The sequence below is a fragment of the Arthrobacter globiformis genome, assembly GCF_030817195.1.
In the GTDB taxonomy this organism is placed as follows: domain Bacteria; phylum Actinomycetota; class Actinomycetes; order Actinomycetales; family Micrococcaceae; genus Arthrobacter; species Arthrobacter globiformis_D.
On sequence record NZ_JAUSYZ010000001.1, the window covers coordinates 2,402,208 to 2,427,861 of the forward strand.

Consider the following 25,654-nt stretch of genomic DNA (forward strand, 5'->3'; position numbering starts at 1 on the left):
GGCCGATGGTCGAATCGCCATAATGTCAGACGATATTTACATCTTCAAGAGCGCCTGGGCATGAAATGGGCTATTGCGCGTGACTCGCCTCACCCATATACTCAAGAAACAGCCCGTTATGATTGTCATACATTCGTCATTCATACAAACGAGCTGGTGGCTCTAGTCGCCGGCTGATCATGAAGGTGGTCATCGGCCAACTCATAAGGAGTTCAAATGGTCAAAGAAGACCACGTTTGCGTTTCCCATCCGGACAGGAGCCGGAGGAAACTGACCACGCATTCCGGGTGGGCGCTCGCCCTATCGTCGGTCTTGGCCCTCACCGCCTGTGGCGGCGGAAGCGACTTCGGTCCGGCTGCGGGTTCCGGCGCGCCGGAGTCATCTGAGTCTGCGTTGTCTTCTCTGCCTTCTGATGCACAGAAGGCCTACAAGGACGCCGATGCGTTGATTGGCAAAACGGCATACGCGGAGGGGTGGAAGCCTAAAGGTCCTCCACCTTGGACTATCGGTTATACAAGCCCGTACGCCGGGAATTCATGGCAGACAACGGCCATGGATCACCTGATGAAAGACATCGTTCCCCGGTACCAGAAGGCGGGCTTGATCAAAGAAGTGGTCGTCGCCCAGTCAGGTGGTGACGACACTGTACAGAACCAACAAATTCGGCAGCTCGTTGACCAAGGCGTAGATATCCTGATCGCGTGTTGCTCTGCCAAGACGGCCCTTAACCAGTCCATCGAATACGCCCACGAAAAGGGCGTTCCGTTCGTGGCCTGGAGTGGGCACGTGGATTCGCCCTACGCCGTCAGCGCAGTGACCAATTATCGTCAGGCCGGAACAGTCTTCGCCAAGTCGGTCTTTGACAAAATAGGGGGCAAGGGCAACGTTCTTGATGTTCAAGGTGTCCCAGGGGCGACGAATGCCATTGATTTTGAGGCCGGGGTTCAGGACGCTTTGAAGGAGTACCCTGGCATTAAACTCGTGGGTTCCGTGAATGGCATGTGGTCGGCTCCGGTGACAAAAACAGAGGTGCAAAAGTTCTTGGCAACCCATCCCGGACAGCTTGACGGTATTGTTGCGCAACCCGCCTCTGCGACCGGAGCCTTGCAGGCTCTCCAACAGTCCGGCCGCCCCGTCGTTCCGATCAACATCGGAGGGGAAACGGGGGCAGCATGTTACTGGGTGAAACATCCGGATTTTGCCGATACGGGCTATAACATCTGGCCACCCAAGGGAGAGACGGAGCTTGGAATCGAGACGGCTGTCCGAATCCTGCAGCAGCAGGAACCGAAAATCCAGTCCATCGTTCTAAGCGTCTCTCCGATCAGTTATGACGAGGCGAAGGAGGCCCTGGGAGCCAGCTGCGACCCGAATGCCGATGGTTGGCTTGAACCCAAGGGTGGATGGCTGACCGGTTCAAAGCTTGATGCATTTTTCAAAAAGCCCAGCGATCCATTCGCCTGGAAAAAGCCCTAGCTGGGATCATCTGGTTCCGCAGTCCCAGGGGGCCTGCGTGGAGGTGGCAGTAGCCCCTCCGAAAACAGGATCACCCCGGAGTCTGCTTGAAGCCCGTACCAACGCGGTGTGCAGGGCCCTCACCGCCGGCAGGCCCGGCGCGAGGGCGCATACTCGCTACCTATACCTGCCAGGATGTCTGGCAGACATCAAAGATGATGGATGGAGAATACAAGAAAATGTCTGAGTACGATCTGGTCGTAATTGGCAGTGGTTTCGCCGGCGCTTCGGCTGCATTGAGCTACTGCGAGAGGGCTGCCGAGGAAGGCAGATCAGGCCGCGTAGCTGTTGTGGAGGTCGGCGCAGAGGATGAACGCTCCGGCGGCTCCCGATGGACCATGGCTTGGCTGCGCGTGTACGAGGATGGGCGACTGGACGCATCTTGGAAGGATCGCGTCCAGGAGACATCGAAAGGCCTGGCTGATCTCGACTACTGCTTGGCGCTCGAACGCGAAGTCCCGGGCACCATCAAGTATCTGGAGGCCCACGGCGTCGAGCTGTATCAGCACTGGGAGAACGATGTCGCTCTTGAATACGAAACGGACAAGAGCATCAAGTGGCCGGTCGGCGGCGGTCTTCAGATCGTGAACAACCTGCTGGCACACTTCAAGAAGTTCGAGAACGCCGAGATCCTCTATGAAACTGAGGCAATCAAGCTGAGCATCTCAGACGAAGGGCGCGTAAACGGTGTCGTGGTTCGCGGAAATGATGGGCTGCTGCGGACACTCAACTCCAAGGCTGTTGTCATCGCCTCGGGCGGTTTCGAAGGCAACCCCGAGATGCTCACCCAGTACTTGGGGAACAATGCTGTGGATATCAAGCCGATCGTTCCGGGCCTCCATCGCAACAAGGGCGCAGGCATCCGGATGGCGATGGACGTGGGAGCCGACACCGCGGGACAGTTCGACATGTTCCACTCCGAGGTCGTGGACTCCCGGACCAGCCGACCTGACGCCGTGATCTGGGGACACAACTACGGCATCTGCGTCAACGAGGATGGGAAGCGCTTTTTCGACGAGGGCGAGGACTACCTCTTTGCGCACTTCGAACTGCTGGCCTACGAAGTCTGGAAGAACCAGAACCAGAAAGCATACTTCATCACCGACAAACCTGTGATGGAGCGAATGCGTCCGGGCTGGGTCTACGAGACAACGGACTTGGAGCCCGAAGAAGGGGCCACCCTGGCCGAGTTGGCCAACAAGCTGGGCCTTGATCCGGATGTCCTGGAAGCAACCGTCCAGGAGTTCAACAATGCCACTCCCGGCGGCCCCTTCCGGCCCGAAATCCTTGATGGCCTCGGCACCCAGGGGATCACGCCGCCGAAATCCAATTGGGCTAATCGGATCGAATCCGGTCCGTACTACGGTTACCCGCTCGAGGCCAGGATTACCTTCACCTACGGCGGACTCAAGACGGACACAGAGGCACGGGTCATCTCCAGCGGCGGAGTGCCGATCCCCGGACTCTACGCAGCGGGCGAGATTACGGGCCTCTTCTACCACGAGTATCCGCCGGCAACCTCCTCAATTCGCTCAATGACATTTGGACGAGTAGCAGGGGCTAACGCCGTGAAGTACCTGAGCACCATTGAGTCCGGAGATCAGGGCGTTACTGGCCCCGCAGTTCCGCCGGCCAGCCGAGCCGCTGAGGAAGCAGACAATTCCGGATCCGCCATCCCCGCGGTGCCGTCGTCGGAGGCTGCCTCGAAGGCTGCTGAGGCAGCCGGCAGCCGCCGGTAATCAGCCCGGTTGAGAAATAAGCCCCACCGGGTGAACTACGAGCGTCCTCAAGTAGGGGACGAAAAATAGAAAACAGGAGTAGGCACGCCCCAGGCACGGGGCGTGCCATTCCCTATTGGAGGTTTGTATGAGTCAGCCACGAGTCTTTGAAATGCCACGCATCGAACGTGTCATCGAGGGAGAAGGTGCAGTCCAACAGATTCCTGCCGAACTCGAGCGGCGCGGGCTGAAGCGCGCGCTCCTGCTCACCGGAAAGTCGATAGGCGCCACCGAACAATTTGGCGACCTCGTTAATGCCTTGGGGGAAAAGGCGGCGGGTGTGTACACCAGGGTGGAAGCGCACAACCCCGTCAAACGGCTGGCAGAGCTGGTCGAGGTCGCTCTGAACGTGGATGCGGATGTAGTCATTGGGATTGGCGGTGGATCGGCAATTGACGCAGCCAAGCTCACCGCCCTTGGAATAGGGGAGGGGATCCATGAAGGTCATGATTTCCTGCGCTACAGCATCTCCCATGGCCTCCCGGAGCTGAAGGGAAATCCACTCCCCGTCATTGCTGTCCCCACCACGCTGTCCGCAGCTGAGTGGAATGGCGTTGCCGCTTTTGTCGATGACACCACCAACACGAAAGAACTGACCAGGTATCTCGTATTGACTCCTAACACGGTCGTGTTGGATCCGGCGCTGTGTGCCTTGACTCCACGCAATCTTTGGACCACCACCGGCGTCAGAGCCATCGATCATGCCATTGAAATTGCTTACGCAACCAACGCACACCCGTTTACGACTGCCCTATGCGTTGCGGCTCTTCGCACCCTTGCAGCGGATTTACCCCGCACCTCGCTGGACCCTAATAACGTCGAGGCTGCCCTGCGCTGTCAACAGGCTGCCTGGATGTCCCTTGTTGGAGTACACAACGTGCCGGTGGGTCTCTCCCACGCCATCGGCCACCAGCTGGGTGCTGCAGGGGTTCCACACGGGGTGACGTCCTGCATCACGCTGCCGCACGTCATGCGCTTTTACGCTGAAGCGACTGAGCCCCAGCAGACTGTTATGGCCGCTGCTCTCGCCGAGGCCAGAGGCTCTGCGGTGCCGCTGTCAGCTCCCGAGGAATTAGAACTCCTTTTCGCAACGCTGGGTGTTCCGCGGCAGATCCGCGAGTTTGGCCTGTCACCGGAAGCGCTGGAGAACGTTGTCCGGGCAACAATGGGGGAGGCAGAAGCTGTCATTCGCCAGGCACCCCGGACCGTGACCGCTGAAGACGTCCGGGAGCTGTTGAAGCAGGCCTACTGACCGTCAGATTGCCCCTTCGCAGCGGTATCGGCGCCCTGGGTTTGCTGACCGGGACGAACATGACGAGGCCCTTGCAACGCGATGTTGCAAGGGCCTCGTCATGTGAATGCTATTAAGGGGCGACAAGCACTTTGGTGTGGCTGTGCCGTCGGGGAAAGAGGCCTCCTTCGGCTCATATCCCCTTCTAGGATTGGTCAAATCGGGCAGTGCAATGCCCGTGTCCACGTTCCTTTGCTGCGGGCGGGCATTGCACCTGCGGGTTGGCTTCTAGGCGGGGGTGACCTCAGTGTCATGGGCCGCGCGGGACTCTTCATCGAGCGTTTTCTGGACGACGCGCATGGCTGCCAGTCCTGCCGGAGCCCCACAGTACGCCGTCGCGTGAATGATGGATTCTACGATCTCTCCTGGAGTGAGTCCGTTCCGGAGTCCTCCGCGGACATGGACGGCCAATTCGTGGTGCTGGTTCAGGGCGACCAGAATTCCGAGATTGAGGAGACTTCGGCTTCGGCGGTCGAGCCCGGGCCGCGTCCATACTGCACCCCAGACCGTTTCCGTGATGTGTGTTTGGAGGGCTTCACTTTCGGTGCCGGCTGTGCGCTGCAATGATTCGGAGACGTAGGAATCTCCCAGCACCTCCCTGCGGAGGCTGATTCCGGCCTGCCATAGTTCACTGTGATTTTCGGCTTCGACTGCTGTGTCGTGATCGGTGGTCAACGTGAGTCCTTCGTGGGATCGGCGTGCCTGGGTGTAGAGCCGTCGCCTGAGCTTCAGGGCGGGCCCCTTCCTTCATGATCAGGGGATTCTAGATCTGCTGTCTAATGTGTGGATTTCGGGCATAGAAGCCGACCAGCGGCACAATAAGCAGACCGAGTACGAATTGCTGGGCGTTGTTATCCAGCCCGTAGCCCACCAGCAGGGAAGTGAGCGCAATCAGTACGAGCACGCCTACCAGTGTGCTGCCGTATCCGCCCCGGCCGCCGAGCAGCGACGTGCCCCCCACTGCAACTGCAGCCACTGTAAGGAAAAGATAGGGATCGCCGACGCGTACGAAGGCTCCGCCGGTAAAGCCAAGCAGAAGGATTCCGGTCGATGCAGAGAAAAGGCCGCTTAAGGCGTACACGGTAACCCAGCGACGCGGTTCGGAGATGAGCATCAGGCGTGCAGCGGTCCGGTTTCCACCCAGGGCGTAGGTGCTGCGCCCGAACCACGTGGAACGCATGATGTACACCAGACCCACGGCGAGAAGGAGCCAAATGAGGATGACGGGGGGAACCGGCAGTCCGAATGTTTCTCCACTGAGCGAGGAGATATTGGCGAGCCATTCAGGAACAACGCCGCTCGTACCACCGGCATTCGAAGCTCCTGCACTCGTCAGGATCTGTGTTGCACCTACAGTTGCGAACCCGACGCCGAGCGTCACGATGAGCGCCTGGTTCTGGAGGTGGAGACTGATCAGCCCGTTAAGAATCCCAACCATGAGCCCGAGAACCAGGGTAACGACGATTGCGAGCCCTGCCGGCACGCCGGAGCTGATCATGAAGAGGGTACCGATGTTGGCGGAACCGATCAGGTATGGAATGGAAAGGTCAAGCCCGCCGAGTAATGCGCAGAGGGTTTGGCCTACCGAGGCAAGACCGAGGAAGGCTCCCAGGAGTAGCATCGAGCGGATATTCGAGCCGGAGAGGAAGCCTTGGACGGTGGCAGCGCCCACTGCCAGGAGTGCCGCCAACATGATGACGCCAAGGATAATGTTTTTTTGGCCCGAGGCTTTGGTCAGGATGGGAACCCGGTCTGCCAGTGGCTGGGATTTGATGGTTGTCATGATGCCTTAACCTCCTGGCGCTTGCGCCAAAGTACGGGAATAATCACGCTGATCAGGAGGGCCAGCACCAGAATTAGGCCGTAGGACAGTTGCACCACGAACGAAGCCAATGACCCTAGTGAGAAGGTTGTGAGGGTGAACGAAATGAGCGTGACGGCGATGGCTCCCGGAATGGAGCCAAGAACGCCGCCGCGGCCCCCCGCAAGGCTGATTCCGCCAAGGACGAGGGCGGTGATGGCGGCCAACGTGTAGGTTCCGCCTTGGGTTGGGTTGCCGGAGGCTATCTGGCCCGTGTAAGCAAGGCCTCCTGCGCCGATGAGCAGACCGGAAATGCCGTGCGCAACAAGCCTGATCATGGTCACAGGGACTCCACTGACGAACGCGGTCCGTTGGTTAGATCCGACAAGCCGCAGGTTGGTGAACAGTTGGGTCCTCGTGAAAGCCCACCAGCCCAGGATGGCTACGATCAAAACGATCGTCATTGGAGCGAGTATTGACCTCCCGGATCCCCATTCCGCGAGCCACCGGGGAGCCTGGCCGCGGGGCTGTGCGAGGATGACGAGATTGATGCCGGACAATGCCAAGAACGCACTGAGGGTAACAATCACGGGTTCGATTCGTGCGACCGTGATGACAATCGCCTGAACGATTTGGATCAGAACGCCGATGGCAAGTGCCCAGGCTATGACTACCGCAGGCGTACCGATCTGCTGATCGAAGAGGACGCGGACAAGTGTGACATTGACAAAGATCATTAACGGACCCACGGAGAGGTCGACGCCGCTGCCTACCAGCGCGGTCACTGTGAGTCCCATGACCACCAGAATGAGAGGTGCCGCCGAGACCAGCAAGCCGGCGATTCCGCTGGCGGTGAAAAGATAGGGGGCCCGGACTGCGCACACCACCATGAGGACGGCCAGCAGCCCCCAGGATGCGAATGCATAGGAAGAGCGGCCTGTCAGCCTGCCGAACTGGCTTTGCTGTTTCATTACTGCTCCACCAGCGCTTTCTCGACGTCGAAATCGGCTTCGAGGTGACCGAACATCCCGGCGAGGATCCGGTCGGAAGTGATGTTTGTGCCGGTCACCCAGCCGAGGAGTGCCCCGTCGCGGAATACGGCCACGCGGTCACAAAGCCCTATGAGTTCATCAATTTCAGTAGAGAGGTAGATGACGCCTGCCCCGTCCTGGGCAAGCCGGTCAAGCTGGGCGTAGAGTTCCCGCTTGGTGCTGATGTCTACTCCCCGGGCAGGATCATTGAGGGCGACAACCTGCGGGTTCTGGGCCAACTCGCGCCCTATGAGTACTTTTTGCTGGTTGCCGCCGCTGAGTGACGTGATGGGATTGGAAGGCGCTCCCGCCCTTAGTTTCAAAGTGCTGGACATTTCTTTAAAGCGGGAGTTGATGGCGCTCCTGTCAATGACTCCAGCGCGCCTGTGGTGCCGATACAAGGGCATTCCAAAGTTTTCGGAGATGCTCAAATTTGGGAAGATTCCTTCCTTGCGCCGGTCACCTGAGATGTAGGAAACTCTGGCGGCGATTGCTTCGGCCAGATTCCCGATCCGATGTTCCCGGCCGTCCGTGCCAAAGGCGGTTACGTCGCCACCGATGGCCTGCCGGACACCCGTCAGGGTTTGAAGGAACTCTCCCTGCCCCTGCCCGTCCAGTCCTGCAAAGCCAATGATTTCTCCGCTGTGCAGGGTGAAGTCCGATGGCCGCGCTCCGGGCGTTGCCACGAGCCCGGCGGCCTGTAGAACGGCGCCCCTGCCGGTGTCTGGCGAGCTACGACGGCGGTGGGCGTCCGCTGCAAGCCCAGCCTGGGATTTCACGCCTGTCATCAGCTCAATTAGCCGGGTCTCCGTGATCTCCGCACCTCGGAGGATTCCAACGTCGACACCGTCACGAAGAACTGTGGCGCTGTCAGCGAAAGTTGTGAGTTCCGCAATGCGGTGGGTAACTATCACGACGCAAACCCCTTCGGAACGGAGCCGTTCCATTTCTGCGTAAAGCCGGGCAGCTCCTGAAAGGTCTAGCGCGGCGGTGGACTCATCAAAAATCACCACCTTGGGGGAACGCATGAGCGCACGGGCGATGGTGACCCACTGCCGGTCGGCCAGACTCAGCGTTTCGACCGGTGCCGAGGCGTCCACGGGATGCCCCATAAGTGACCCCAGCATCTCAGTGGCGCGTTTGAACTGCTCCTTCCGCGGGACGCTGGAGCGCCATACGCCCTGCGATCCAATGAACACATTGTCGGCGATACTGGCACCTTCAGCGACCAGCACCTCCTGGAACACGGTGGCGACCCCTGTCTTGAGCGCCTGGGCAGGGCTGGTCACATGGTGGCCGTTGATGTCAACGGATCCCTCGTCGGGGAGGACAATTCCGGACATGATCTTCGCCAGCGTGCTCTTACCGCTGCCATTTTCGCCGACTATCGCATGGATCTCTCCAGCGTCCGCAGAGAAGGTCGCACCCCGCAAGGCCCGTGTTTCCCCGAAGGCTTTTTTCACTTGGTGAATCCTGATGGCTGTTGTCTGATTCCCTGTTCCGGGCACTGCCGGCGCTGGGTAGACATTCAGGTCGTCTTTGACCATAACTGTGTCCTTTGGGTCGATCTCCGCTCCAGTGTCATCCCTGTGGACGGGGTGGCCTGGAGATCATCGGATCACTGGGTCTTATTGTCGCAATGCACGTTTGTAATACAAAGTCATCCTGCGACGAGTATAGAAGCGGCTGTGATTGAACGCAATAGTTTTCTGGAAGTCATCCCGGCCGAGGTGGGGCTTCCCGGCCAAGCCGAGGCCAAGTGTCCGACAATACGATCGCCCGTCATTATGGCGTCGGGGTTGCGTTCCGTAGTACCTTTATGCCAACGCATATTCGATCTGGGGAGGGTGTTATGGAGTCGCCATTCGGTCTTCGCCTGCAGCGGGACGACATGTCTCTTCGAAAGCGGGCCGAGAACACTCTCCGCGAGGCCATTCTCTATGGCACGTTCCAGCCTGGCGAAAAGCTCATCGAGCGGGACCTGTGCGACAAGCTGGGCGTCAGCCGAACCCTCCTGAGGGAGGCTCTGCAGCAGCTGCAGGCCGAGGGCCTCATAACGAATGTGGTCCACAAGGGCCCGTCTGTCGCTGTCATAACCGAAGAGGATGCGCGTGAGATATACGAAGCGCGACAGCTCATCGAGGGCCATCTGGCCCATAGCTTCACGCTGAGGGCATCCGAGGAGGAGGTTGAAGAGTTGGCCGGCTCGGTGCGTGCACTTCACGATCCTGGCGTCGAGGCCAATCAAGCGAATGTCCTGCAGGCAAAGAATGGCTTCTACGAGGTTCTTTTTGCCGGGTCCGGAAATCATGTGCTCGCGCAGATGCTCCAGCAGCTAAACAACCGCGTGACCATGCTTCGCAGGATGACGCTCTCATCCCCAGGGCGTTTCAAGCTGACGGTGGCCGAGTTGGATGCAATCGTTGAGGCGGTTCGGCGGCGTGACGCCGACGAAGCGAGCAGGCTTTGCCGTGTGCACGTCCAAAATGCCGGGGACATTGCGTTGGCGAGTTTCTCTGCCGCCGACCATTCAGCAAAAACGGAAGATGAGCTTACTGGCCGCCTGGCTTGAGGCCCGCCAAGCCAGCAAACAGGAATCCGGCGACCGTTCGCTCGCCCTCTAGTGGACACTGCCGGTCCATCAATCACGGCGGAGCTTATTCAGCGTGAAGGCGCACACTATCGAAGATCGGTGCCTCCGGGGTTCCCGACTCAACTGAGCCGTCTCCTTACGGGACTAATCTCTCCAGCGTTACGGAGTCAGGTTTGGTGCGTGCAGCACGGCGTCCAGCAGGCCAGGGAAAAGTGAGTCCAGATCGTCCCGGCGCAATTGGCTGACACGGGATGTGCCGTGGTATTGCTGCCGTATAATGCCCGACTCCCGGAGTACGCGGAAGTGGTGCGTCGAGGTCGATTTGCTGACCGGCAGTCCGAATGCCATGCACGCCATATCCTCATGCCCTCTTTCCAGATCCCGCACGATGCGAAGCCTGATGGGGTCGGAGAGGGCGTGAAGCACGTTTTCGATGCGGATCTCTTCGGTCTTCGGGTGAGTCAGCAGGCGTCCCTTTGTCGCTGATTCTGCCATTTGGGGCATGGCCCTGTCCTTCTCTCATCGCTGCCTATCCTCTAATGTACGATAGTTATCGTAGTTTGACAAGTAGCGTACTACGAGGTTTACCGTATTACTGGCGATGCGAACAACGCCGCCGAACTTCCTCCCACACCCAAGACAAGGAGATTTCCTTTGAGTAGTCTTTTCGCGCCATTGAAGCTGAGGGATCTGGAGATTCTGAACCGGGTCTGGATGGCTCCGATGTGCATGTATTCGGCAGCCGCTGAGGGCCCGGACGTAGGCGTTCCCAACGACTTCCACATGGCCCATTTGGCAACCCGTGCAGCCGGTGGCGCCGGGTTGGTCATGGTCGAGGCAACGGGCGTGCGCCCCGATGGGCGTATCAGCCAATGGGACCTGGGCCTGTGGAACGACCGCCAGCAGGAGTCCTTCGTTCGCGTTGCCGCAGCGATCCGTTCTCATGGTGCGGTTCCGGCCATTCAGCTCGCCCACGCGGGGCGGAAAGCCTCCGTGGACAAGCCCTGGATTTCCGACGGCTACTTGGGCGAGGCGGACGGCGGCTGGCCGGCTGTCGGTCCCAGCCCGGAACCGTTCCAGGGACTATCCCCTCCGGCTGAACTCTCCATTGAAGAGATCAACCAGCTGGTCAACGATTTCGCCGAGTCTGCCAAGCGTGCGGCAAAGGCTGGCTTCGACGTCGTGGAGATCCATGGAGCTCACGGATACCTGATTCACTCCTTCCTGTCGCCTGTCTCCAACCACCGAACAGACGGCTACGGCGGGAGTTTCGAAAACCGGATGCGGTTCGCGCTCGAAGTCGTCGACGCCGTAAGGGGGGTATGGCCCGAGGACCTGCCGGTGTTCTTCCGAACGTCAGCCACCGACTGGCTGTCGGAGAACGACGACGATCCGCGCGAGGGCTGGACCGGCGAGGATACGGTCCGGCTGGCCAAGGAGCTGCAGGCCCACGGCGTGGACTTCCTCGACGTCTCCACCGGTGGCATCGTTCGTGACGCGAAGATTCCCGCCGGTCCCAACTACCAGGTGCCGTTCGCCGCCCAAGCCAGGGACCAGGCCGGCATTCCCACCAGCGCTGTCGGCCTCATTACCGACGCGCATCAGGCCCAGGAGATTCTCAGCGGGGGACAGGCAGACGCCATATTCCTCGGTCGTGAACTCCTGCGCAACCCGTACTGGCCGCAGCATGCCGCCCAGGCACTCGGTCTCGATCTCCAATGGCCGGCGCAGTATGGCTACGCCGTACAGCGCCGCAAGCACTAGGAGCACGACATGAACTATTTGGACGGCAAGATCATCGTCATTACCGGTGCGTCATCGGGCATCGGCGCAGCAACAGCCAGGTCCTTGGCAGAACACGGCGCGAAGCTCGTGCTCGCGGCCCGGAACCAGGATCGACTGGACAGGCTTACGGAGCAAATCCAGTCGGCAGGCGGAATCGCCGCCGCTCGCGTCACCGACGTCACTGACGCCGCTGACATGGAACAGTTGGCTGCCTACGCCATCAAAACTTTCGGTGGCTTGGATATCCTGGTCAACAATGCAGGGCTCATGCTGTTTTCTGCATGGAAGGATCTCGCTGTCGATGACTGGGGACGCATGATCGACACGAACATTCGCGGCTACCTCAATGGCATCCAGGCTGTCCTGCCAAGCATGCTAGAACAAAACTCGGGCTACATCCTGAACATGGCTTCAGTTGCCGGTCATCAAATCGGAGAGTCAGCCGGCGTCTACAGTGCAACGAAGTTCTTCGTTCATGCCATCACGGAGAGCATGCGCAAAGAACTCGGGGTCCATCACGGAATCCGGGCAAGCACCATCAGTCCCGGCGTCATCAACACCGGGTGGGCGGACAAGGTGGACGACCCGGCTGGACGCCAGGCAGCCAAGGAACTCAACTCGCTCGCCATTACTCCAGAGGCGGTGGCTGATGCCGTAGTGTACGCCCTCAATCAGCCAGCCAACACCACTGTAAACGACCTGATTATTTCGCCTACCCGCCAAAACTGGTGATCCCCTCGTTCTGGACGAGATCGTCATCCGTGCCGGTCGCTTCTGACCGGCTCCATTAGGAGATTCATGCCTGTAGTCAACGCATACGCCGCCCCATCCGCCACCGGGGACCTCGTTCCCACGAAGATCAAGCGCCGGGACGTCGGCCCACGCGACGTTCTCATCGAGATTCGATACGCCGGGATCTGCCATTCCGACATCCACACGGTCCGTGGTCACTGGGGTCCGCAGCAATATCCGCTCGCTCCTGGCCACGAGATCGCTGGCATCGTCACACAAGTTGGCGCAGAAGTTACCAGACACTCCGTGGGCGACCGCGTCGGTGTCGGCTGCATGGTCAATTCCTGCCGGGAATGCGTCAACTGCCTGAAGGGCGAGGAACAGTACTGCCTCGCCGGTAACACCGGAACGTACGGTGCGGTGGACCGCGATGGCACTATTACCCAGGGCGGTTACTCAACACATGTTGTGGTTAGCGAAGACTTCGTCGTGCGGATCCCGGATGCCCTGGGTCTCGACGTGGCCGCGCCGCTGCTCTGCGCAGGCATCACGACCTATTCGCCGCTGCGTCACTGGGGCGCCGGCCCGGGTAAGAAGGTTGCCGTCGTCGGTCTCGGTGGACTCGGCCACATGGCCGTGAAGATCGCCCACGCCATGGGCGCCGAGGTCACGGTGCTGTCCCAGTCCCTAAAGAAGCAGGAGGACGGCCTGCGCCTGGGCGCTGACCACTACTTCGCCTCGGGCGATCCTTCCACGTTTGAAACTCTGGCCGGCTCTTTTGATCTCATCATCAACACCGTCAGTGCCTCGATCGACATCAGCGCCTACCTGCAGTTGCTGAGTCTCGACGGGGCGTTGGTGAACGTTGGCGCCCCTGCCGAGACGCTGCCTGTGAATGCGTTCGCGCTGATCACCGGCCGCCGTTCCTTCGCGGGCTCCATGATTGGTGGAATCCGCGAAACCCAGGAAATGCTCGATTTCTGTGCCGAGCACGGTCTGGGCTCCGAGATCGAGGTCATTCCGGCCAGCGCCATCAACGAAGCTTACGAGCGTGTCCTGGCTTCTGACGTTCGTTTCCGATTTGTCATTGATGTGGCCACGCTGTAGTCAGAGGGAGTAATGGCCCGCAAAGGATTCCCGGTGGTCATTAGGGCCAGGAGTTAAGCGCCTGTTTAACCCCTGCATCCGGCCCTACGTCAGTCGGTCCGGCGCTCCTTGCGCCTTCCTCTTCACGACACTGCCCGCAGTCGGGCCGTCGCAGCAACGCCGGATTCCAGGAATGACCTGGACACGATCGGTGAACCTGTCCAGGGGCTGCCACAGTCGACGCCGCAGGGAGAACCTGGTTCAGACAGCCAATAATAAAATCACGCAATGCCCGACCGGGCCGTCCCGGCCGGGCATTGCGCGTACGTTGCCCTATCCGGAGTGGATGTCCTACGGGAGGTAGGTGGCCAGATATTCGATGCTCGACCGTTTCATTTCTTCCAGCAGGGCAGCGTTGCCGTGGTCCGGTGATTCGCGGTAGGCCAGGTCGAAACCTTTGTCGAGCATGCCCACGAAGATCTGGGTCACAACGTCCAGCGGAACCTCCGGGGCGTCTGGCCGGACATCCGTGATGCTCCTGGCCAGGTATGCGGCAAGTTCATTGTCGTGCATTCGGTTTGCGCGGATCATTCGGCCTGTGAACTCGCTGGAGAACCAGATGGCGCGGAAGGCCGGAGTTTCGTTAAAGAATTCGATATGGGCATCAACGCCCGCCTCGGCCCTCTCCTTCCACCCTGGACCACCAAGATCAAAATTGACTTTGTCCAGTCGGTTGTCAAGACCTTGGAGGCAGGACACGAGGATCTCTTCCAGAAGCGCCTCGCGACCGTCGAAGAAGTTGTAAAGCCAGCCGACCGAAACTCCGGCGCGCGCGGCAACTGTCGTCGTGGTGACCGCCTCGGGACCGCCTTCGACCAAGAGATCGATCGCGGCGGCCAGAACTTTCTCCATTTTGGATCGACTGCGCTTTTGCACGGCTTCACGGTGGGCGCCCACTGTCGCTGATGCTTCTGTGAGAAGTTCTGACAGAGAGTGGGCTCTGGTGAGACGAGTTGGCGAAGCGTCCCCTTCCGGGGCGGGCCGCCGCCCTTCGTCCTTACGCTCCGCGGCGTGGCTCACTGCGGTCATCTCCAACCTGCTCCCGAATTGGTGGGCCTTTTCGGTCCCCTGCCTCACGCCAGTCTAAGCGGTCCGTTCAACTTTCAGCGTCATTCCGAAGTTGCCTATTGCCTGATGCGCACTCTATAGCTCATACTCACAAATACGAAAGACGAATGTGTTTCAGTCTTTTGGGGTCGCTGAACGCAACGGCTCGCGGTGACCTCACTGCGCACTCAACTTCCAGCACGGACACCCCGGCGCGGAAGGTGGCCTGCATCCCGTCGCGGGCCTATTCCCTTAGCCCGGCCCGTTCACTGACCGGATCGCACCACCATCCCCAATGATCTTCGGTGTGCTGCCCTAAAGTACACCGGTACTCCCCAAAGAAGGATCCCCCCATGGCAACATCTAGTGCTGTACCCACAGCGACTGACCAAAAAGACGTGCACCGGCTCAAATCCGGCTCTCTCGGTTTGGTCGGCATTCTCTTGCTCGCCTTCTCCAGCGCAGCCCCTCTGGTGGGCTGCTTGGGTAACATCCCCCTAGCGGTCGCGTTTGGCAACGGCGTCGGCGCCCCTGCTGGCTTCATCGTCGCAATGATGGTGCTGCTTTGCTTCGCAGTCGGGTATGTAGCAATGACCCGCCGGCTGAGTGCTACAGGCGGCTTCTACAGTTTCATCAGCAACGGCCTGAGCAAGCCCCTCGGACTCGCTTCCGGTCTCTCACTGATGCTGGGATACCTATGCGTACAAGTTGCCGTCCTCGGAGCGATCGGCTACTTCGGTGCCGCCGCGCTGCAGGACGCCTTCGGGATCAGCGTGCCATGGCTCGTTATCGCAGGCGTGGCCCTCGTACTGGCAGCCGTAGCGTCCTACTTCGGGGTTGAACTCTCCGCGAAGGTGCTAGGCGTGCTTTTCGTCTTCGAAATCGCCATCCTCGCCATCGTCAACGCGGCAATATTCATTAACGGCGGACCCGAAGGGGTCAGCCTCGAGCCCGTCAATCCGGTGAATGCCTTCGGCGGCATCGCCCCGGGCATCGGCATCTTTTTCGCCTTCTGGTCGTGGCTGGGGTTCGAAGTAGTCCCTAACTATGCCGAGGAGTCCAAGAACCCAAAGAAGCTCGTGCCACTGGCGACATACCTGGCGGTGATCGGCATCGGCCTTATTCTGTTCATCACCGCTTGGGCAACAATCACCGGATTCGGCACAGGCCATGTTGTCGACGAAACCACTGGACAGTTGGGCCAGTCCTACATCTCCCTTGCCCAAACTTATGTGGGAGCCTGGGCCGCCGACTGCATCAACGTGCTGGTCATCACCGGGTGCTTTGCTTCCGTCCTTGCCTTCCACCAGACAGTGTCGCGCTACATCTATGCCATCGCACGTGAAGGCGTTCTCTTCCCCAACAAGCTCGGCCACACCCACTCCCGCCACGGAAGTCCGCATCACGCGGCTGTTGCCACCTTCTTCGGCGCGGCAATAATCCTAGCCCTGTTCACTGTCTTCTACTTTGCCGCCCCGTCGGCGCAGGAATTCGCAGGGCACGACTTCAACACCGCGGCATACTCCGAAGTGTTCGGCTGGTTTGCCATCGCATGCACGTTCTGGGTGATGCTCAACCAGATCCTATGTTCCATCGCCACCATCCGCTACCATCGGCTACCGGAACACCGTGAACATGGGCACTGGTGGCGCACCCTCGTGGCCCCGGGCGTTGGCGCCGTCGGCCTCGGTGCTGCTCTCTACCTGCTGTGGTCAAACCTCAGCACGCTTGGTGGTGACATCATTTGGGTCAGCCTCATTCCGTGGTTCTGCATCGGCTGGTTCGTGCTCAGTCTCCTCATCGCCTTCTGGTTGCGATCCAACCGGCCCGATGCCTACGAAGGACTCGGCCGTGTGCTCTCTACGACCGCCGAAGACGCGTAAGGAGGCAGCCCGCTGAAGAGAAGAATGCCGCCCCAAATGCCAGGGGCGGCATTGTCCTTCGCCTCACTCCAAAGTGACGATCGACCTTCCGCCACGGCCCCGGTTGCCCAACCTTGAAACGTGCGGCCCCCAATCGTCCACGGGCTGACGTCGACGATGCGCGGATACGCTCGTCGGGAGACGTGCGCTGTCCAGAACCATTGCCGGGTCCAAGGCAAGCGGAGCTGGGACGAAAGCAGTTCCACGCCCATGGTCCGCTCAAGTGACGCGAAATAGACATCCCGCAAGTAAAGGTGGTTGGCGGCCGGTTTTGCAATGCGCTCAGCCCGGCGAGTTTGGGCGGTCTCAGCACACGTCACGCCGGGCTAATGGGCATCCGGCCACGTTTGGCCCCGACTAACTTTGGGCCCTGCGGCGAAGCCGGCTTGCCGCAGGGGCGAACATGCCGCCGTTCTGGGACCCTGCCGCGCCTCACGCGGGGCTATCGGTGCCCCCGAAGCGACCGTGCCGCGGTTATTCGAACGAACAGTGGTGAACCTCGAGCTGTTCAGCAACGGCATCGAAACCCTCACCCGTGAGCCACTGTCCCGGAGCTGGAACGCCGCCGAGCCCCGAATCTCACGCAGACCGCCACGGCCGCGGGTCTGCTGGTCATGGACCTAGACTCTACCTTGGTGGCCTCGCCCTCGGATAAGGAACACGTCGCCGGCACCTCCAAAGTCGGCTTCAGGTTCGGGCATCGCCCGTTGGTGCTAAGTTGCAGCAGCGGGACGGTGGAAATCCTCGCCGGCATTGCACCCGGAAAGCCGGCGCGAACAGCCGCGTGGACCATTTCCGTGTCTTCCGACACTGCTGCGGACCAATTGCGGGAGGCCGTCTACGACAAGAGCGGGGCTATGTCCGAGAAGAAAGTCCTGGTCCACGGCGACAGCGCAGGCGTCCCGGAAGTTTCTCTTGCATCGGCACTGCATGGGCGCGCAGTTCTCCACCATTTCATGCTCCCGCTGGGCAAGGCCTCTATGATCCGCTGGATCAATGACAGCGAAACTGACTGCCCGTGAAAAATCGGGACTAGGGCTAGTGTCCTAAATCCTGGCGTCTCTATCCGTGGTGTGTGAAGGGTGTCGCGAACTTCTGCTGGCAATGGGCCCAAGTTCAGCCAATGCTTCCGTTGTCCGCGGGCCGCCGTGGTTGTCCGTCCTGGGATGATCGACGGTGGTGGAGGGCATCATCTACCGGTATCGGTGCGGGAATGCCTGGCGGGACGTGCCGGCCGACTGCAGCCCGTGGCAGACCAAATAAAAGCGCCACCGTCGCGACAGCTGTGACGGAACCTGGGGCAGCATCCTGGCCGGGCTGCTGATGATCGCGGACGCCCGCGGCGAGGTCGACTGGTCGATCTCCCTTGACGGTGAACCGGGCCCACCAGCACGGGACCACACGGTCGGCCGTTCCCGCGGCGGACTGAGCACCAAGATCTGCGCCCTGGTCGATGGCAAGGGCACGCCTTTGGTACTGCTGGTCGCCCCCCGGGCGGGGTGCAGATGCCGATGTTCACCCATCTAATGGATCAGCTGAAGGTCAACCGTGCCGGTCCGGGCAGGCTTGCACCCGGCCCGGACCGTGCCGCTGCGACAAGGCATACTCATCGCTGGCAATCCGAACCCATCTGCGCGGGCGCGCATCGTGGCGGTCATCCCGCAACCGGCCGATCAGATGAGCCGAAAACGACGTGGATCCACCGGCCGCAGACCTCCGGCCTTCGATAAAGAGGACTACAAAGGTCGCAATGTCGTCGAACGGAACTTCAACATCCTCAAACAGCGGCGAGTATTGGCAACGCGCCACGACAAACTCGCACTGACATACCGCGGCGGAGCTGTTCTCCGGGCCGTCAGCGTCCGGCTTACAGCATCAGGAGACCCACCTAGCGCCCGGATATTCGTTTCTGGGAGTCGAGAACGCTCCGCTGGAACCTCGACTGCCGGTGAATGATGGAGTAAACCACGTGATCACGAGGGTGCGACGATAACACCTTCACGGCAGTCGAAGGCCCTGCGATGGTAGTAGCGCTCGCAGACGACCCAGATCACGCTGCTGTCTTCGGTTATGGCGTCCACAATGGCGGCGTACGCTTCGCCGAGCGGCTCGTGAACGAGTACCGACTGGGCAGGCCGAAGCCCGGACCAGTCCTGGCTGGCCCGGGCTTCAGTGGACGGAGGGGCTGCCTCCATCGGTGCTTCGCTCACGGCGCTTCTACAGGTCCGTCAGCACTTATGAAGGTCGTGACGGCCCGGGATTCGAGCTCAGGGATGATGTGCACCGCGCCAATGGTGAGGAAGTGCTGGCTTTGACGGTGAAGGTCGAAGTCCTCGGGGCTGTGGTAGCTCTCGAGGATGATGATCTTCCTGTTGTCCTCAACCCCGCGGAAGAATTCGTAGGAGATGTTACCGGGCTCATTGCGAGTCTCGGCCGCCATGTTTCCCAGATGTTTGAGGACTTCCTCTGTGGTTCCGGGTTTGGTGCGATACCTGGCCACAACGTTGAATGTGCTGCTCATGATGTTTCCTTTGGGTTTGTTGGCGCAATGCCGATTGCTATGCCCGCGCCGGTCGGGAGTTCTTCGCACGCGCGGAAGCGCGTGAGGACGTCCGCGTCATGTCCCGGAAGGACCGTTAGCCCGCGTTGGCGGACGTCCTCCCTGATGAACGCGAAGGCGTCGTACATTGCTGGCAGGTCACTGACGGCAGTGAAGGGCATGTCGCGTTCCAGCTCTTCGTAGAAGTGAACAGCGTCGGATGCCAGCAGCACTTCGCCGTCGGAGGTGGGTACGTAGACGATGGCTTGGCCGGGGGTGTGACCGCCGACTTCCACGAGACGGAGACCTGGCGCAGGAGCAGTTTCCCCCGAGAACAACTTGAGTCGTCCCTGGGCTTCGGCCAGACGCAGCTGATCAATCTCGGCTTCCTCCGAATAGAACGAGAACTGCACATGACCAGCCGTTGGCGAAGTCCAGAAGAGGTACTCAGACTCGGCCATGTGGATCCGCGCTTGGGGGAACAGGCCAAGGTTTCCGATGTGGTCGTAGTGGCCGTGGGTGACGATGACGTCCTCAACTGTCGCCGGGTCTATGCCCAGACGGCGGAGGGCTTCGGCGGGTTGCAGCAGCAACGTCCGGCCACGCCGGAGTCCCGCCTCCTCGCCGAAGCCCGTGTCGACAACGACGGTTCTTTCGGTTCCTTGGAGAACCCAGAAGTAATAGTCCACCGTCGCCGGGCCGTCGTCTTCTCCGTACAGGCGGTAGTTGAGGTAGACATCGCTCCGCTCAGTCGCACGGGTGCCGACGCGGACGGCGACAAGCCGGTAGCCGTCATTCTCAGTCGGCGCCATTACCGCCCTCGTGAACAGCAACTGTGGGTTCGATTCCGTCAGCTCCAACGACCTCGCGCCAGGCCTCGAAGCCGGCCTGGAAGGCGACGATCCCGGCCTCGGGAAGGGAGATTTCGATGGCTTCCAGGATCTCAGTGGGGGTGACCCCGAGGTCCAACGCAACGCGGATGTGGCTCTGGATGTGGCCCTTGGCCGCACGCATCACGGTCAGGCTGACGATGAAAATGAGCTCCTTCGTCTTCCGGTCAAGCGTGCGCTGGTCCAGGTAGGCGGCAGACACAATGTGGTTTGCCGCCTGCAGCACCGGGAAATCGTGCTTGGCCATGACCTTGTGATAATCGAGGACATAGCCGCGTTTGCTCGCCATGTCGTCGATGTAGTTCTGGGCCGCTGTCGTCTGGTCATTGAGATCAATGGTCATGCTGGGGTCCTTTCAATCCTGCGGCCGGTCAGCGGGCGCGCAGCGATGTGGCGTTGAGCTTTTCGTAGTATCGGACAAATTCGGTGTGGTCCGGCTGGGCGCTTTCAAGCAGTTCCCGGGCCTTCTCGGCTGTTTCCTGGGCCGTGAGAACGATCGGTGCTTCGGCGGACTGCTGGGAAATGAGGTTCCGGGCGATCTTGAGGTCCTTGAGCATCAGGTCCATGGCAAAGCCGGAGTCGAAGGTCCCGGTGAGAATGTGGCGCGGGTACTTGAACTCGGAGGCCTGGCTGCGGCCGGTGGAACCGTTGATAACCTCCAGCATCTTTTCCGGTGCAATACCTGCCGTTGCAGCGACGCTCAGGATCTCGGCCGCCGCGGCCAGGTTCGTGGCGGAAAGAAGGTTGTTCAGTGCCTTTGCCGCATGTCCGGTCCCGGGAGGGCCCACGTGCGTGATGGCCTCTCCAAGATGGCGCAGGTGCCGTTCCGCGCGTTCGACGGCGGCGCTGTCGCCGCCAACCATGATGGCCAACTTGCCGGTCTCGGCCTTGGCAACGCCCCCGGAAACCGGGGCATCGACGTAGTCAATTCCAAGAGCGGCGGCCTCGGCCGCAAGGCTAGCGGTGCTTTCCGGTTCTGAGGAACTCATGTCGATAATGAGCGAGCCCGCGGGCAGTCGCTTCAGCAGACCCGGACTGGTGCGCAGGACAGATTCGATGATTCGGCTGTTGGGGAGCATGAGGATCACGGTCTGAACGTGCGCGGGAATGTTTTCCAGATCCGGCAGCGCCGTACCATTCGTGGCTGCGGCTACTTCGGCTGCGGCCACGGGGTTTGTGTCGTAGACAAACAGTTCGCGCCCGGCTGCATAATTGATTGCCATGGGGCGGCCCATGTTGCCGAGGCCAATGAAGAGGGACGCGTGCCGCTCGGTGGCTACCATGATGATGTTCCTCCATCAATTGTCAGGACTGATCCAGTGGCGAAGCTGGACTCCTTGGCTGCGAGCCAGACGATCGCCTCCGCGATCTCCTCCGGCCGGCCCATGCGATGCATGGGGGAGCGGCCGTTGAGCTCTTCCAGCAACGCTTGGGGATCCTCCGATTCGCTGATCATCTTGTCGAAGTACGGCGAGTTCACCGTGCCAGGCGCGACCGCGTTCACCCTGATGCCTTGGTCGACGTGGTCTAAGGCCATGGCCCGGGTCAGCGCCGAAACGCCTCCCTTCGAGGCGACATAGGCGGCACGGTCGCGAATACCGACGGCTGCAGTATAGGAGGACGTGTTCACGATCCTCCCGTCACCTGATTTGGCCAACTCCGGAATGGTGTACTTGGAGCAGAGGTACACGCCCTTGAGGTTGACGGACATGAGACGGTCCCAATTGTCTTCGTCGATCTCAAGGACGTTGCCGGGAAAGCCAAAACCGGCGTTGTTGCACAGGACGTCGATGCCTCCGAAGTTGTCGACGACGGTTTGCACCATGTCCCGGACACTGGCAGAGTCGCTGACGTCGACGACTACAGCAAGGGCTTTGCCGCCGGCCTCAGCGGCTACTTCTTCTGCGGCTGATTCGTTCTTGTCCGCGACGGCGATGTTTGCACCGAGCTCGGCGAATCGGAGTGCGGCCGCTCTCCCAATCCCGCTTCCAGCGCCGGTGACGATAACGGTCTGATCGGTGAAGTTCACGAGGCCCTTCCCTTGAGGTCAATGATCTGGCGGATAACTTTGCCTTCGCGAAGTTCGTCCATGGCGTGGTTGATATCGTCCAAGGCGATGGTGCCCGAGATGAGCTTCTCCACCGGAAGGACACCGTCCAGGTACATCTGGGCGTACCGGGCAATGTCTTCGGAGGGGATGCCGGAACCCATGTAAGAACCTATGAGCTGCCTGGCTTCGACCACCAGGCTCAGCGGAGAGATCTCCAGGCGTGCATCAGGGCGAGGCAGTCCGACGGTTACTGTCCGGCCTCCGGGCTTGGTTAGGTTGATGGCTCCGGATAGGGCCGCGGGGTTGCCTACGCACTCAATGACGGCGTCGAACTTCAGGCCGGCTGCTGCGGCTTCGTCCGGTGTGTAGGCGGCAGTTGCGCCGATTTCCAGTGACGTTTCCAGCTTGGCGGGGAGCATGTCTATCGCTGTTATCTGGCTGGCGCCCACTGCTTTGGCCACCAGCGCAGCCGCGAGGCCGACGCCACCCATCCCGATGATGGCAACGGATTCGCCCGGCCGGATTTTCGCAGCGTTGATGACGGCGCCGCCGCCTGTCAGGACAGCGCAGCCCAGGAGGGCCCCGACGTCGGCGGGGACTCCGTCGGGCAACGGCACCACCGAGTGCTTGTCGACGACGGCGTACTCGGCGAACGCCGACACCCCACCGTGGTGGTCAAGCGGCTTGCCATTGATGCGGAGCCGTCGCGCGCCGTGCAGGAGGGTGCCTTCGGCATTGGCTTTGGTTCCCTCGAGGCACAAAGCCCAACCGCTGGAGGTGCAGGCGGCGCATTCGCCGCAGCGTGGCATGAAGGTCATCGTGACGCGTTGGCCGACCCTAAGCTCGCCGCAATCCTCGCCCAGTTCCTCGATGATGCCGGATCCCTCGTGCCCCAGAACCATGGGAACTGCGCATTCACGCACTCCACTCACTCTCGAAAGGTCCGAGTGGCAGACGCCGGCTGCTTCCATACGGATGAGCAGTTCGCCGCGCCCCGGTGGGTCGAGAGTCAGATCGGCCACATTGATGGGCGTGGTGCCCTCCCAGGGCGTTGGGGCGCCGATCGTTTCCAGAACCGCTCCTCTGAACTTCATCGTTCTCCTCCAGTTCCCGCCTTCACTGGCGGAATTTTTCTTGTGGGCTGCACAAAGCGTGCATCCAGTATTACAGTAATACCAATGGTCGTGTCCAGTCCCACATAGGGCATTTCGCGTATGATGGTGACCACTCTCAAGAAGGAATGCCAATGTCTATCGATGCCATACGCAGGACCGCAGCACCGCTTCGTACGGAAGTGGTTAACGCCCTTCGCCGCGCCATTGTGGCCCAAGAATTCGCGCCCGGGGAACGCCTCGTTGAAACGGTGATGTGTGAGAAATATTCCGTCAGTAGGACGGTTGTGCGTGAGGCATTGCGTCAGTTGGAATCCGAGGGGCTTGTGACGATGGTCCCGAACCGCGGTCCCGAAGTTGCCACGCTGAGCATCCATGACGCCGAAAGCCTCTACGAGGTGCGTCGAGCCTTGGAATCCCTAGCCGGGAGCCTGTTTGCCCAGCGTGCAACTGACGCACAATGCACGGCGCTGGTCGCCCGGCTCGGTGAAATTAAGGCCGCGGTCGTCTCCGCAGACGCCGAAAAGCGCCTGGCCGCCAAGGACGGATATTACGACGTGCTCTTCGCGGGCACGGGAAACTCCGAGATTGCCCGAATGTTACGGAGCGTGCATGCCCGCACCCAAATGCTCCGGAACCTTTCGCTGGCCGCCCCGGGCAGGGAAGCTATGACAATTGCGGAACTTACCCGCATCACGGCCGCCGCGGCTGTGACTCGTGACCCGCAGGAAGCCAGTGCTGCCTGCGAAGAGCATGTTCGGAATGCCGCCGAAGCAGCGCTGGGGGAGATGCGCAAGCTCAACGCCGGCTAGCTCCCCCTCGTGGCCCCCGAGATATTTCCCTCGAGCCCCGCCCCGCCAGTTCACAACTGACCAGGGCGGGGCTTTTGTAATGCGGGCTCCGGCCGCCATGACGTTGACGTGGGCCGGGTCACCCTCTAAGCTCATAACACCGTAATACGGTCTTATGGTTAATCCGTGCTTAGACGGACCCCCACACTCTGTTTGAAAGGTTGAGCGTAATGGGCGCATCACCCGCGACACTGGCGTCGCCGCCTTCACCGGCGAAAGTCGCCATGGCCAGCTTCATCGGCACCACCATTGAGTGGTACGACTACTACATCTTTGGTGCAGCCACCGTCCTGGTGCTAAACAGCCAATTCTTTCCCACCTTGGATCCATTTGCCGGCACGCTTGCCTCCTTTGCCACATTTGCAGTGGCTTTTATTGCCCGCCCTTTCGGCGGCGCGTTCTTCGGCCATTTCGGCGACCGGATTGGCCGCAAGAAGATGCTCGTCTGGTCGGTACTGTGCATGGGCCTCGGAACGCTGGTGGTAGGCCTCCTTCCGAACTACGCCACGATCGGCATCTGGGCACCCATTCTGTTAGTGGTCTGCCGCTTCCTCCAAGGCTTCGCCGTGGGTGGTGAATGGGGCGGGGCCGTGCTCATGTCCCTTGAGCACGCCCCAGCCAACAAGCGGGCCTTCTTTGCCAGCTTCCCGCAGGCCGGCGTGCCTGCAGGCACAGTACTTTCCAGCGGCACCTTCGCCCTCATCGCCCTGATGCCTCAAGACCAGCTGGTGGCATGGGGCTGGCGCATCCCGTTCATCGCCTCTGTTCTGCTCGTCATCGTCGGTTTGTGGATCCGCCTCAAAGTCACGGAATCCCCGGAATTCCTGGAAATCCAGGAAAAAAACGAGGTTCCCAAGGTTCCGGCTTTCGAGGTGTTCAAGTCCCACAAACGCTCCCTCATGCACGGCATCCTGTGTGGCTTCGCCCCGAACTTCACGTTCTACATCGCTACCGTGTTCCTGGTCAGCTACGGCCCCAAGCAACTCGGCATTCCCTCCGGTACGATCTTCGTCGCACTCATGATCGCGGCATCCCTCCAAGTCTTCACCCTGCCGTTCTTCGCCACTTTCGCCGACAAGCACAGCCAAAAGAAGGTCCTGCTCACAGGCTGCGTCCTGGTAGGCGTCGGAGCATTCCCTGTCTTCGCCCTCTTCAGCACCGGCACCTTCTGGGGCATCCTCGCTGCCCTCGTCATCGCCCTTCCGATTCTCCATGGCGTCTCGTACGGAGTGATCTCCGGGTTTACGGCCGAACTCTTTCCCACCGAGGTGCGTTACACGGGCACCTCCCTTGCCTACCAGCTCGGTGGCATCGTCACCTCCGCCCCCGTGCCGATCATCGCGACCCTGCTCATTCAGCAGTACCAGTCCAGCAGCGCGGTTGCGTGGTACATGGTGATCTCCGCAGTGCTTGGCTTCATAGCCATCGCCACCGCCAGGACCGTCCGGCACAAGAGTGGCAATGCCACCGCCCGTGTGGACGAACTGACGATCTGAGCGATCTCCTATGGCAAACGGGGGCATCCGTTCCCGGCTTGACCACCCTCAGTCCGCTGCCCGAACGCAGAAAGT

General features: G+C 60.6%; 24 protein-coding genes and 1 pseudogene. 12 read left to right on the top strand and 13 right to left on the bottom strand.

Going from position 1 to position 25,654, the window contains the following annotated elements; all coding sequences use genetic code 11:
* The first annotated feature begins 216 nt into the window (after nucleotides 1-216).
* From QF036_RS10790 to QF036_RS10800, 3 genes are all read left to right on the top strand, one after another.
* The gene (locus QF036_RS10790; RefSeq protein ID WP_307101651.1) at nucleotides 217-1,476 is read left to right on the top strand and encodes an ABC transporter substrate-binding protein; all 1,260 of its coding nucleotides are present in this window, start codon (nucleotides 217-219) and stop codon (nucleotides 1,474-1,476) included.
* A gap of 218 nt (nucleotides 1,477-1,694) precedes the next feature.
* Nucleotides 1,695-3,254 carry an FAD-binding protein gene (locus tag QF036_RS10795; RefSeq protein ID WP_307101653.1) on the top strand — a complete coding sequence of 520 codons (1,560 nt, stop codon included), beginning with the start codon at nucleotides 1,695-1,697 and terminating at the stop codon, nucleotides 3,252-3,254.
* Nucleotides 3,255-3,405: 151 nt separating this feature from the next.
* Entirely contained in the window at nucleotides 3,406-4,545 is a 1,140-nt protein-coding gene (locus QF036_RS10800) for an iron-containing alcohol dehydrogenase (protein ID WP_307101656.1), read from the top strand.
* 267 nt (nucleotides 4,546-4,812) lie between these two features.
* Here the strand turns inward: QF036_RS10800 and QF036_RS10805 are convergent, their stop codons facing one another.
* The 4 genes from QF036_RS10805 to QF036_RS10820 form a co-directional block, all read right to left on the bottom strand.
* Nucleotides 4,813-5,259 (bottom strand): carboxymuconolactone decarboxylase family protein, encoded by a 447-nt coding sequence (locus QF036_RS10805; RefSeq protein ID WP_307101658.1) that lies wholly within the window; start codon nucleotides 5,257-5,259, stop codon nucleotides 4,813-4,815.
* An 88-nt stretch (nucleotides 5,260-5,347) separates the two neighbouring features.
* Entirely contained in the window at nucleotides 5,348-6,367 is a 1,020-nt protein-coding gene (locus QF036_RS10810) for an ABC transporter permease (RefSeq protein ID WP_307101660.1), read from the bottom strand.
* Nucleotides 6,364-7,356: an ABC transporter permease gene (locus QF036_RS10815; RefSeq protein ID WP_307101663.1), complete on the bottom strand. Its 993-nt coding sequence runs from the start codon at nucleotides 7,354-7,356 to the stop codon at nucleotides 6,364-6,366. The genes QF036_RS10810 and QF036_RS10815 overlap by 4 nt, the downstream gene beginning before the upstream one ends.
* On the bottom strand, nucleotides 7,356-8,879 hold the full coding sequence (locus tag QF036_RS10820; RefSeq protein ID WP_307101664.1) for a sugar ABC transporter ATP-binding protein: 1,524 nt from the start codon (nucleotides 8,877-8,879) through the stop codon (nucleotides 7,356-7,358). Before QF036_RS10820 ends, QF036_RS10815 begins: the two co-directional genes overlap by 1 nt.
* Nucleotides 8,880-9,268: 389 nt before the next feature.
* Here QF036_RS10820 and QF036_RS10825 point away from each other — a divergent pair, with 389 nt between their 5' ends.
* A complete protein-coding gene (locus QF036_RS10825) occupies nucleotides 9,269-9,988 on the top strand; it encodes a GntR family transcriptional regulator (protein ID WP_307101666.1) in 720 nt (239 codons plus the stop codon).
* A 180-nt stretch (nucleotides 9,989-10,168) separates the two neighbouring features.
* Here the strand turns inward: QF036_RS10825 and QF036_RS10830 are convergent, their stop codons facing one another.
* Nucleotides 10,169-10,513, bottom strand: a complete 345-nt coding sequence (locus tag QF036_RS10830) for an ArsR/SmtB family transcription factor (RefSeq protein WP_307101667.1) — start codon at nucleotides 10,511-10,513, stop codon at nucleotides 10,169-10,171.
* 150 nt (nucleotides 10,514-10,663) lie between these two features.
* On the opposite strand from QF036_RS10830, the gene QF036_RS10835 reads away from it, so the two are divergent.
* The 3 genes from QF036_RS10835 to QF036_RS10845 all read left to right on the top strand — a co-directional run bounded on the left by QF036_RS10835 (nucleotide 10,664) and on the right by QF036_RS10845 (nucleotide 13,633).
* Nucleotides 10,664-11,773 carry an NADH:flavin oxidoreductase/NADH oxidase gene (locus QF036_RS10835; protein WP_307101669.1) on the top strand — a complete coding sequence of 370 codons (1,110 nt, stop codon included), beginning with the start codon at nucleotides 10,664-10,666 and terminating at the stop codon, nucleotides 11,771-11,773.
* 9 nt (nucleotides 11,774-11,782) lie between these two features.
* Complete coding sequence (locus QF036_RS10840; RefSeq protein ID WP_307101671.1) at nucleotides 11,783-12,526, top strand: SDR family oxidoreductase; 744 nt, start codon at nucleotides 11,783-11,785, stop codon at nucleotides 12,524-12,526.
* A gap of 66 nt (nucleotides 12,527-12,592) precedes the next feature.
* The gene (locus QF036_RS10845; RefSeq protein WP_307101673.1) at nucleotides 12,593-13,633 is read left to right on the top strand and encodes an NAD(P)-dependent alcohol dehydrogenase; all 1,041 of its coding nucleotides are present in this window, start codon (nucleotides 12,593-12,595) and stop codon (nucleotides 13,631-13,633) included.
* A 330-nt stretch (nucleotides 13,634-13,963) separates the two neighbouring features.
* Here the strand turns inward: QF036_RS10845 and QF036_RS10850 are convergent, their stop codons facing one another.
* The gene (locus QF036_RS10850) at nucleotides 13,964-14,569 is read right to left on the bottom strand and encodes a TetR/AcrR family transcriptional regulator (protein WP_307101675.1); all 606 of its coding nucleotides are present in this window, start codon (nucleotides 14,567-14,569) and stop codon (nucleotides 13,964-13,966) included.
* 503 nt (nucleotides 14,570-15,072) lie between these two features.
* Here QF036_RS10850 and QF036_RS10855 point away from each other — a divergent pair.
* The 3 genes and pseudogenes from QF036_RS10855 to QF036_RS25445 all read left to right on the top strand — a co-directional run.
* Nucleotides 15,073-16,602, top strand: a complete 1,530-nt coding sequence (locus QF036_RS10855; RefSeq protein ID WP_307101676.1) for an APC family permease — start codon at nucleotides 15,073-15,075, stop codon at nucleotides 16,600-16,602.
* A gap of 836 nt (nucleotides 16,603-17,438) precedes the next feature.
* Entirely contained in the window at nucleotides 17,439-17,663 is a 225-nt protein-coding gene (locus QF036_RS10860; RefSeq protein WP_307101679.1) for a hypothetical protein, read from the top strand.
* Nucleotides 17,664-17,764: 101 nt separating this feature from the next.
* A pseudogene (locus tag QF036_RS25445) lies at nucleotides 17,765-18,120 on the top strand (transposase); the annotation flags it as partial.
* Nucleotides 18,121-18,614: 494 nt separating this feature from the next.
* On the opposite strand, the gene QF036_RS10870 reads toward QF036_RS25445, so the two are convergent.
* Genes QF036_RS10870 through QF036_RS10900 form a run of 7 tightly spaced genes read right to left on the bottom strand, consistent with a single transcriptional unit; the run spans nucleotide 18,615 to nucleotide 23,214 of the window.
* Complete coding sequence (locus tag QF036_RS10870; protein WP_307101681.1) at nucleotides 18,615-18,851, bottom strand: hypothetical protein; 237 nt, start codon at nucleotides 18,849-18,851, stop codon at nucleotides 18,615-18,617.
* Nucleotides 18,848-19,162: a putative quinol monooxygenase gene (locus QF036_RS10875; protein ID WP_307101684.1), complete on the bottom strand. Its 315-nt coding sequence runs from the start codon at nucleotides 19,160-19,162 to the stop codon at nucleotides 18,848-18,850. Before QF036_RS10875 ends, QF036_RS10870 begins: the two co-directional genes overlap by 4 nt.
* On the bottom strand, nucleotides 19,159-19,992 hold the full coding sequence (locus QF036_RS10880; protein WP_307101686.1) for an N-acyl homoserine lactonase family protein: 834 nt from the start codon (nucleotides 19,990-19,992) through the stop codon (nucleotides 19,159-19,161). The genes QF036_RS10875 and QF036_RS10880 overlap by 4 nt, the downstream gene beginning before the upstream one ends.
* Nucleotides 19,979-20,413 (bottom strand): carboxymuconolactone decarboxylase family protein, encoded by a 435-nt coding sequence (locus tag QF036_RS10885; RefSeq protein WP_307101688.1) that lies wholly within the window; start codon nucleotides 20,411-20,413, stop codon nucleotides 19,979-19,981. The genes QF036_RS10880 and QF036_RS10885 overlap by 14 nt, the downstream gene beginning before the upstream one ends.
* 28 nt (nucleotides 20,414-20,441) lie before the next feature.
* The gene (locus QF036_RS10890) at nucleotides 20,442-21,353 is read right to left on the bottom strand and encodes an NAD(P)-dependent oxidoreductase (RefSeq protein ID WP_307101690.1); all 912 of its coding nucleotides are present in this window, start codon (nucleotides 21,351-21,353) and stop codon (nucleotides 20,442-20,444) included.
* On the bottom strand, nucleotides 21,347-22,099 hold the full coding sequence (locus QF036_RS10895; protein ID WP_307101692.1) for an SDR family oxidoreductase: 753 nt from the start codon (nucleotides 22,097-22,099) through the stop codon (nucleotides 21,347-21,349). The genes QF036_RS10890 and QF036_RS10895 overlap by 7 nt, the downstream gene beginning before the upstream one ends.
* Nucleotides 22,096-23,214: an alcohol dehydrogenase catalytic domain-containing protein gene (locus QF036_RS10900; RefSeq protein ID WP_307101693.1), complete on the bottom strand. Its 1,119-nt coding sequence runs from the start codon at nucleotides 23,212-23,214 to the stop codon at nucleotides 22,096-22,098. Before QF036_RS10900 ends, QF036_RS10895 begins: the two co-directional genes overlap by 4 nt.
* A gap of 152 nt (nucleotides 23,215-23,366) precedes the next feature.
* Between QF036_RS10900 and QF036_RS10905 the strand changes: the two genes are divergently transcribed.
* Both QF036_RS10905 and QF036_RS10910 read left to right on the top strand, forming a co-directional pair.
* Complete coding sequence (locus QF036_RS10905) at nucleotides 23,367-24,044, top strand: GntR family transcriptional regulator (protein ID WP_307101696.1); 678 nt, start codon at nucleotides 23,367-23,369, stop codon at nucleotides 24,042-24,044.
* A 209-nt stretch (nucleotides 24,045-24,253) separates the two neighbouring features.
* Nucleotides 24,254-25,579: an MFS transporter gene (locus tag QF036_RS10910; protein WP_307101697.1), complete on the top strand. Its 1,326-nt coding sequence runs from the start codon at nucleotides 24,254-24,256 to the stop codon at nucleotides 25,577-25,579.
* Nucleotides 25,580-25,654: the final 75 nt, after the last annotated feature.

Coding starts and splice junctions, on each gene's coding strand:
- QF036_RS10790 (WP_307101651.1), top strand. CDS start 217: ATGGTCAAAGAAGACCACGTTTGCGTTTCCCATCCGGACAGGAGCCGG.
- QF036_RS10795 (WP_307101653.1), top strand. CDS start 1,695: ATGTCTGAGTACGATCTGGTCGTAATTGGCAGTGGTTTCGCCGGCGCT.
- QF036_RS10800 (WP_307101656.1), top strand. CDS start 3,406: ATGCCACGCATCGAACGTGTCATCGAGGGAGAAGGTGCAGTCCAACAG.
- QF036_RS10810 (WP_307101660.1), bottom strand. CDS start 6,367: ATGACAACCATCAAATCCCAGCCACTGGCAGACCGGGTTCCCATCCTG.
- QF036_RS10815 (WP_307101663.1), bottom strand. CDS start 7,356: ATGAAACAGCAAAGCCAGTTCGGCAGGCTGACAGGCCGCTCTTCCTAT.
- QF036_RS10825 (WP_307101666.1), top strand. CDS start 9,269: ATGGAGTCGCCATTCGGTCTTCGCCTGCAGCGGGACGACATGTCTCTT.
- QF036_RS10830 (WP_307101667.1), bottom strand. CDS start 10,513: ATGCCCCAAATGGCAGAATCAGCGACAAAGGGACGCCTGCTGACTCAC.
- QF036_RS10840 (WP_307101671.1), top strand. CDS start 11,783: ATGAACTATTTGGACGGCAAGATCATCGTCATTACCGGTGCGTCATCG.
- QF036_RS10845 (WP_307101673.1), top strand. CDS start 12,593: ATGCCTGTAGTCAACGCATACGCCGCCCCATCCGCCACCGGGGACCTC.
- QF036_RS10855 (WP_307101676.1), top strand. CDS start 15,073: ATGGCAACATCTAGTGCTGTACCCACAGCGACTGACCAAAAAGACGTG.
- QF036_RS10875 (WP_307101684.1), bottom strand. CDS start 19,162: ATGAGCAGCACATTCAACGTTGTGGCCAGGTATCGCACCAAACCCGGA.
- QF036_RS10880 (WP_307101686.1), bottom strand. CDS start 19,992: ATGGCGCCGACTGAGAATGACGGCTACCGGCTTGTCGCCGTCCGCGTC.
- QF036_RS10885 (WP_307101688.1), bottom strand. CDS start 20,413: ATGACCATTGATCTCAATGACCAGACGACAGCGGCCCAGAACTACATC.
- QF036_RS10890 (WP_307101690.1), bottom strand. CDS start 21,353: ATGGTAGCCACCGAGCGGCACGCGTCCCTCTTCATTGGCCTCGGCAAC.
- QF036_RS10900 (WP_307101693.1), bottom strand. CDS start 23,214: ATGAAGTTCAGAGGAGCGGTTCTGGAAACGATCGGCGCCCCAACGCCC.
- QF036_RS10905 (WP_307101696.1), top strand. CDS start 23,367: ATGTCTATCGATGCCATACGCAGGACCGCAGCACCGCTTCGTACGGAA.
- QF036_RS10910 (WP_307101697.1), top strand. CDS start 24,254: ATGGGCGCATCACCCGCGACACTGGCGTCGCCGCCTTCACCGGCGAAA.